This window comes from Ignatzschineria cameli (assembly GCF_003121895.1).
In the GTDB taxonomy this organism is placed as follows: Bacteria; Pseudomonadota; Gammaproteobacteria; order Cardiobacteriales; family Wohlfahrtiimonadaceae; genus Ignatzschineria; species Ignatzschineria cameli.
Map to the genome: position 1 here is coordinate 1 of NZ_QEWW01000020.1, position 7,636 is coordinate 7,636.

The window sequence follows — 7,636 nt, forward strand, 5'->3', positions numbered from 1 at the left end:
TTATCTTTATAAATGTTGATGAGTTACCGGAGATGACCGCTACATCCTTCCACAGTTTGCATGCCGGCAAATATCGCTACTTTAGATATCATCCGCGGTGCTGAAAGCACCAAATGGCGGGCATGCAATGGCGAAAAGAACGAAATAGTCGGCTCCCGCCGCTCAATAAACCTTCTTAAGAATCGTTCATCAAATTATTCATCAAAAGAGAAGAGGCTGAACGCTACCGGATCTCACTATCGTATATTTCCAAAAAACACTCGCCGGCAAGGGAGCTATTCCCATTGCCGGCGATCTAATTATCCCATATATCTACATATCCGCAGATTGCAGATCATATTAAGGTTGGGCGCTTCCCTCTTCTGGAAGAGAGACAAAGCCGATATTGGCTAATCCCACCTTACTTAAAATTGTCACGATCTTTGCCACCTCTTGATAAGGGACTGAAGAATCGATATGTAACTGAATCATCGGTGCCTTTTCACTTCCCTCTTTAATCGCTGTTAAACGAGGTAATGCTGACTCAAAGTCGATCGCTTCATCATTGATAAAGAGCTCATTATCAGCATTGATGGCGATTAGTACCGGCTTTTCAGGATCTTGTACGACTACTTCTTCTTTTAGATCCACCGCTTCTGGCAATTTTAACTTCACCGATTGAGTCACAAGAGGCGCTGTTAAAATAAAGATTACCAAAAGAACCAACATAATATCGATAAGGGGAACCATGTTGATCTCGGCTCGCGATTCGTAACCCTTATCTCTTAAACGTCCAAATGACATATCTCCCCCTACGCTTCACTATCGAGTGATGTTGTGGTTTGATTCGCTTTAGATTTTGTTTGAGGTGAGCGATCTAAGATCGAAAGAAGTTCAAAGGCAAAAGAATCGAGATTTCCCATCTGTAGACGATTACGACGCACCAACCAACTATGTGCCATTACCGCAGGGATCGCGACTGCTAAACCTAATCCGGTCATAATAAGCGCTTCCCCAACAGGTCCTGCAACTTTATCGATTGTGCCGGCACCCGTTGAACCGATCTCAATCAATGCATGATAGATTCCCCAAACTGTTCCAAAGAGCCCAACAAACGGTGCGGTAGCTGCAATCGTAGCTAATATGGTGACCCCATTTTCAATGGTTAATTGAATCTTATCGAGCGTCACGCGCAAAATAGAGGTGAGGTACTCTTTCCGACTACTATTACTCTGAATATTATCGAGCCCTGACTGATAGCGATGTAGCGCCTGAAAACCCTCTTTAGCAAGAAGCTCCTGCGGTGTTGTGGGCTTAGAGGAGATCAATTTCGCAGCTTCATTGAGTGTCTTTGCATGCCAAAAGTCGAACAGAAACTTCTTCCCTTTTACGCGATCTACAATCCCTTGAAAAAACTTCAAAAAGATCACTAACCACGAAAGGATCGACATAATAATAAGGATCACAAAGAGTGTCTTTGTCACAAGATCACCCTGCTCAATAAAGCTGATAAATCCTAAATTTTCTACCACAGGTTCCATTTTATTCCTTTTCTGTCCACTTAATATCTATCAATGATTCTACGATTGATTATTTGCTGAATCTTTTCACTTAATTTGTTACTTATTATAGGGAGCTTTCCCTAACCTTTCATCTTTTAAACTCAAAGCCCATTTAGAGTAATCCTATTTAGAGTCATATTTGAGGATCGATCAATAGCGCCTACTGTTGGATCTCTACATCTTAAAGAGATATTGAATCTTAACCTGAATAGGTGTTGCCACGCCGTTAATTCGATAAGGCTTTAGACGAATTCCTTGTGCCGCTTTAGTTGCCGCTTTATCGAGAAGATCATGCCCTGATGAACGAGCGATACGAACATTTTGTGCAGCGCCATCGGTGCCGATCGATACAATCAGATCGACCTGCCCTTGCATCTTCCGTTGCCGTGCTGCACGCGGATAGTTTGGCGTTGGCTTACTTAAAACATTAACTTCACTCTCGCTATAGACCGCCTTGGCCTGCTGAACTGCTCGCGCATTCTCAGCTGCTTTCTGTGGCTTTTTCGCCGCTTTAGGCGCTTCGCGCTTTGGCGTTGGTTTTGGACGGTTCTCAGCAACCTTCTGCACCTGCTTTTCTGAGCGCTCTTTTGTCGCAATCACAGGAGGCGCTTCTGGCTTTTGAATCGGCTCGGGAGTTACAACGGGTTCTGGCACTATCTCTGGCTCCGGTATAATCTCCGGCTCCTTCACCTCTTCAGGCTCAACTTTTTCCGGCTCAGGTGCTATCTCCTCAATCGGCTCTTCAATAACTTCTTCAATCACATCAGACTCAACTGCTTCCGCCTCAATGGCCGAATCTTCTGCATTTCCCTCTTTCTCATCGGTAATGCCGGCAAGTTGCACATTGTACATTGTCAACATCGTTGCATCGCCCTCTTGCATCACCATCTGCTGAGAGCTTCCTGCCGCCGTTAAGCCCATATAGACCCCAGCATGCACCAAGCTGACACAGAGTAGCGCCACAATTAATGTTATCTTATTGCCATTATTGATCATGTTTACTTTTGCGGTTGAATCAATCATTTCTCGATCTCATTGCGATTGAGGGAAGTTTTATTCCTATTAGAGAATTGCCCCCCATCGCTATGAAACAAGTGTAACGATTAAAGTGATAGAAAAATAGTGATCTAAAGGATTAACCACAGCTAAAAGATAAGCTGATTGGCCGCTGATCTTAGAGCGCCGATCTTGCAAAGGAGAGCAGAAGATCAGCGCCATTTTAAGATCATTTTAAGATCACGCCCTAAGAAGCTCTAGGTTCATCTAGGATCGTCTAAAACTCACTAAAACTCGTAGTTGAGTTTTAACCAGAGCTTACGCCCCTCTTCTACGCGAGCGTAGCGGTTTTGATACCCTTTTCCACGTAGACCATAAGCTTCCGGTTCCTGATAATCGATAAAGTTCTTATTAAAGAGGTTGTTGACGCCAAAGTTAATCGATAGATCACGCGCAGGCTTATAACTTGCCCCCACATTGACAAGGGTATAAGAGCGATAGAAGAGCTTTTTATCAAGGGCAAAGGTTGTTGCTTTCCCTTTCGCATCAACACCGTGCCCCATCTCTTGACCTCTGTACTCTTTAGCACGGAACGAAGCTTCAGCCCAAAGATTCCATTCTGGTGTAATCTTCCAGTCACCCTTTAAGTTGACCATATGACGAGGCGTTTTACTAAAAGGAATACGACGATTAGCATTATCACGATATCGACTCTCTGTATAGGTATAGTTCGCACTAAGAGCTAAATTCTCCAATGCTTGATAACGCGTACCTAACTCAATACCATACAATTTAGCGTTATCTAAATTTTGATATTGGCTAATTTTACCTGCATCAGGCCAATCACTCTTGAGCTTACTACAACGAGCGCTCGTATCATTTTTGCAGATCTCTATAGAATCGATTTTGTCCTTAAAGCGGGTATAAAATGCGGTCACGTTGAAGTTAAAATCATCTAAATTGGTATAGGAGAAACCTAATTCAGCCGATGTTGAGGTTTCAGGTTTTAAGTTTGGATTTCCTAAAATAGGCGCTGTTCCCTGCCCTGTCACCATCACAACATCATCATGGAGTTGTTGAAGATCAGGAGCTCTAAAGGCACGACTTACGCCCCCTTTAACCTGCCAATTGTCATCAATATTCCAAACAAGGTAGGCACGCGGACTAAAGTGACTTCCAAAATCCTCATTCTTATCGTAACGAAGACCAAAAGTGGCAATAAGGTCATCATTAATCATCCACTCATCTTCTGCAAAGAGTGCCCATTGATATTGCTTAATATCTAACGGTGATTCTACTAATGTATCTTTCAATGCTTGATGACGATATTGCATACCGGCACTGATAAAGTGGTCCCCGAGACCAAACATCCATTTATTATCGAAGATGAGATTGGTATATTTGATATCGCGCTTTTGACCTGATAATGGACTATATTCCAGCTCATAAGGGGCTGAATTCCCACTAGCAATAACCATCGGATTGGTTCTACCAATCGTTTTTGTCTGATCCCAGAGAAGTCCTGATTCAACAACGACAGAATCTAAATCGATTCGATGAGTAAGACCAATTCTATCTCTCGTAAAGCGAAGATGATCTGAATAACCTCCGCCACCTTTATATCCTGGATTTGGAACTTTCCCAGGATTTTTTACGGCAGTTTGATTAGGATCTTTAGCCATAGCCTCATCGTAAGCTGCTTTTTTACTATTATAGTCAGCTAACTGTTTTTCCCCTGTTGCGGCCCATTTTTTGGATGCGGCATTATTTTTATCAATAATTTCACTATTTAATGTTCCCAATTGCCCTTCACTATTATCATAACGCTGTACGCCTCGATCATAGCTTAAGACAAACTCTTGGTTCTCCGGCGTAAAGCTTAAGCGAGCGCCATAATTGAAGTTTCTACGCTCACCAAAACCCCCAAGTTTATAGAGTGGAGTATATTCATCTTTTGCTGATAGATATGTCCCTTTCGCATTCCGTTGTGTCTGAAAACTTCCCATTAAGGCTAACCCTAAAAGATCAGTTTTTATCGGCCCACCGAGATAGAAAGAGGTCGTATTGCCGCCGGGATATTTACTATCTGTCGGCTCTTCGATCGCAACGCTCACCTGTCCTCCCCATTTATCGGGGACTTTTTTAGTGATCACGTTAACAACACCACCTAACGCATCTGAACCGTAGAGCGTCGACATTGGGCCTCTTACTACTTCAATACGCTCAATTGCTGAACTTGGTGGAATAAATGCTGAATCCACATCACCAAAGCCATTCGGACGAGCGCCCGATGTATTTTGGCTCAAGCGCTGACCATCAATCATCATCAAGGTATATTTACTCTCTAATCCTCGAATACCGATATCTACTCCACCCGTCTTACCCCCTCGAGTAATATTCACCCCTTCAATATCTCTTAACACATCACCGATATTGGTAAAAGGCTTCTCATTGATGCTCTCCTGTCCTACAACGGAAATTGAAGCCGGCGCATCTTTCACCTCTTGGGCAAATCCTGAAGCTGTCACAACTAGTGATCCGAGATCTACTGCATTGACTAACTCCGATTGATCTACCTCGCTCTGTTCGAGAGGGATTTCATCAGCTTGTGCTGTCCATAGAAGTGTTGAGGTTGCTGCCATCACAAGCGCAAGACGCAACCGTTGGGAGAGTATATTTCGACGCATGAATACCGATTCCTTCATTAATTCATAAACTAAAAGAGAATAAAACAGAATAAAGTGCCCTCAATCTCATCATAAGTGTTGAGGTAAAAGTAGATTATCGCCGCTTAGATATAAATCATTATCATTGTGATTGCTATCAGCATGCGCTAACTTTTCACTAATAGGAATTATTATCATTCTTGTTGGTAATGTCAATGGCAATGATAATTATTTTCAATTGCATTTGAGAATTGAATAAGAAGTAAACAAAATCATATCTCTACTTTCTGAGAAATTGCGCTCTTTTTTTACATTTATCGATGATGCGTTATGATATAGGGCAATGAAATAGCGAAAGTTATCTTAAATTTTCCTCTGATCGGGTGACCTCTTACCAGTTCTTGCTATCTCTTTCTACTTTTTCACAGCTGATTATTTATTATTCACGATTGATCATTTTCTCTATAGAGCTCAAATTTATGCGGACAATTACCACATTCTCTTCTCTCTATCTCGCAACACTCTTCATGCTCTTTGCTAATGGCTTATTAACGACCTATTTAGCACTCGATCTTGAAGCTCGGGGCATTACCGATATCTTAATTAGTAGCTTGACATCGGCCTACTATGCGGGCTTGGTAATTGGTGCCAAATTGGGGCATAAATTGATTGCGCGCGTCGGGCATATCCGTAGTTATGTCGCTAGTGCAGGTGTTACAGCTGCAACGGTGATTTTGATTGGGCTTCTCGACTATATTGAATTTTGGCTTGCGGCACGCTTTATCATGGGACTTATGATGATGGTGCAATATATGGTGATCGAAAGTTGGCTCAATGATCAGGCTGAACCGACACAAAGAGGGATTGTCTTTGGGATCTATATGGCAGTTAGCTCTTTAGGGGTTCTTTTAGGACAGCTTGCTTTAACGGTGATTGACCCCATCGATATTCGCATCTTAATGATTGTTTCGATGTTTTTCTCACTCTGTCTTGTTCCTTTAGCAGTAACTCGCGCTATTCACCCAACACCACTTAAGGCTGCGCCACTCAACATTGGTTACTTTGTGAAAACCTTGCCGCAAGTTTTAGTAATTACACTCTTTGCCGGCATGATGGTGGGTTCTTTCTATGGTTTAGGTCCTATCTTTGCAACGCGTTTAGGGCTCGATACCCAAGAAGCAGGGAGCTATATGGCAATTGCGATTGCGGCATCGCTCATTATTCAATGGCCTTTGGGGCTTCTCTCTGATCGCATGAATCGTCTTCTTCTGATCTCTATTGTGGCGATTCTTCTTTTAACGCTCTCCATCGTGATCAATCTCCCTTGGATCACCAATCTCTATATTGGGCTTATTAGCTTTTTTGCTATCGCGCTTCAATTTACGCTCTACCCTCTCTCGGTAGCGATTGCCAATGACAATATTGATGAGGATAAACGCGTTTCGCTCAGTGCGATTCTTTTGATGCTCTTTGGGATTGGTGCTGCTATAGGGCCTCTAGTCTCCGGTTATCTTATGGAACGTTATGATGCGAGAGGTCTCTATCTTTTCACACTTGTTATTGCGATCGCCATTATCTGGATGAATCTGCTCAAAGCGAGTCGTCGACTCAAAACCGATGTGGAAGATTCCCTGCCCCACGTTATTCTCCCCGATGGTCATCTCTCCCCGATTGCTGCCGCAACTTTAGACCCACGTATCGATGAAGATGCCGTTATTGAGGCGATGCATAATGAAGAGGCTGAAGAGATTAAAGAAGCGCTACGAGAAGAGATTGAAGCGGCTGAAATTGAGAAGAAAAAATCAAAAGTAGAACGCTACGCACTTCTCCCCTTCGGTGAATATAGTTACGCAGCATTCTTACAAGAATATGGCGCACCAATCACTCCCAAAGAAGAGCAGGAATAAAAGATCACGAGCCGATGATTGGAAGATCCCCTCTTGCCGGCGATAGAGAGATCGCCCTCTGCCGGCGCGCGATTTGTGGAATTACGAGATAGTGAGGACCGGCAGCGTTCAGCCCCTTTTTCAATATGATTAATCGTTAAGGCAACGATTTTTGCCGGCATGCAAATTGTAGAAGAATGCAGGGGTAATCTCCGGCAACTCATCAACCTCTGTTATTTCAACAAATAAGAAGGTTTTTTGAACGGCGGGAACCGACTATTTCATTCTTTTTGCCTCTGCATGCCCGCCTACTGGCATCAATGATGTCTTCTGCCGGCGATAGAGAGATCGCCCTCTGCCGGCGCGCGATTTGTGGAATTACGAGATAGTGAGGACCGGCAGCGTTCAGCCCCTTTTTCAATATGATTAATCGTTAAGGCAACGATTTTTGCCGGCATGCAAATTGTAGAAGAATGCAGGGGTAATCTCCGGCAACTCATCAACCTCTGTTATTTCAACAAATAAGAAGGTTTTTTGAACGGCGGGA

Annotated in this window: 6 protein-coding genes; 1 reads left to right on the forward strand and 5 read right to left on the reverse strand. The window is 43.2% G+C overall.

Annotated features, from left to right (window positions below; translation table 11 throughout):
- Positions 1–339: 339 nt before the first annotated feature.
- The 4 genes from DC077_RS10430 to DC077_RS10445 all read right to left on the reverse strand — a co-directional run bounded on the left by DC077_RS10430 (position 340) and on the right by DC077_RS10445 (position 5,224).
- Positions 340–783 carry an ExbD/TolR family protein gene (locus DC077_RS10430; RefSeq protein WP_094567732.1) on the reverse strand — a complete coding sequence of 148 codons (444 nt, stop codon included), beginning with the start codon at positions 781–783 and terminating at the stop codon, positions 340–342.
- Between the two features lie 8 nt (positions 784–791).
- Positions 792–1,520 carry a MotA/TolQ/ExbB proton channel family protein gene (locus DC077_RS10435; RefSeq protein ID WP_094567733.1) on the reverse strand — a complete coding sequence of 243 codons (729 nt, stop codon included), beginning with the start codon at positions 1,518–1,520 and terminating at the stop codon, positions 792–794.
- A gap of 195 nt (positions 1,521–1,715) precedes the next feature.
- Complete coding sequence (locus tag DC077_RS10440; protein WP_109202454.1) at positions 1,716–2,564, reverse strand: energy transducer TonB; 849 nt, start codon at positions 2,562–2,564, stop codon at positions 1,716–1,718.
- Positions 2,565–2,824: 260 nt separating this feature from the next.
- Positions 2,825–5,224, reverse strand: coding sequence for a TonB-dependent receptor domain-containing protein (locus DC077_RS10445; RefSeq protein WP_162297648.1), 2,400 nt, complete (start codon positions 5,222–5,224; stop codon positions 2,825–2,827).
- 458 nt (positions 5,225–5,682) lie between these two features.
- Between DC077_RS10445 and DC077_RS10450 the strand changes: the two genes are divergently transcribed.
- Positions 5,683–7,110: an MFS transporter gene (locus tag DC077_RS10450; RefSeq protein ID WP_109202456.1), complete on the forward strand. Its 1,428-nt coding sequence runs from the start codon at positions 5,683–5,685 to the stop codon at positions 7,108–7,110.
- A gap of 296 nt (positions 7,111–7,406) precedes the next feature.
- Here DC077_RS10450 and DC077_RS10765 read toward each other — a convergent pair whose 3' ends face one another.
- Positions 7,407–7,547, reverse strand: a complete 141-nt coding sequence (locus tag DC077_RS10765) for a hypothetical protein (RefSeq protein WP_157955568.1) — start codon at positions 7,545–7,547, stop codon at positions 7,407–7,409.
- Positions 7,548–7,636 lie beyond the last annotated feature (89 nt).

Coding starts and splice junctions, on each gene's coding strand:
- DC077_RS10440 (WP_109202454.1), bottom strand. CDS start 2,564: ATGATTGATTCAACCGCAAAAGTAAACATGATCAATAATGGCAATAAG.
- DC077_RS10430 (WP_094567732.1), bottom strand. CDS start 783: ATGTCATTTGGACGTTTAAGAGATAAGGGTTACGAATCGCGAGCCGAG.
- DC077_RS10445 (WP_162297648.1), bottom strand. CDS start 5,224: ATGCGTCGAAATATACTCTCCCAACGGTTGCGTCTTGCGCTTGTGATG.
- DC077_RS10435 (WP_094567733.1), bottom strand. CDS start 1,520: ATGGAACCTGTGGTAGAAAATTTAGGATTTATCAGCTTTATTGAGCAG.
- DC077_RS10765 (WP_157955568.1), bottom strand. CDS start 7,547: ATGCCGGCAAAAATCGTTGCCTTAACGATTAATCATATTGAAAAAGGG.
- DC077_RS10450 (WP_109202456.1), top strand. CDS start 5,683: ATGCGGACAATTACCACATTCTCTTCTCTCTATCTCGCAACACTCTTC.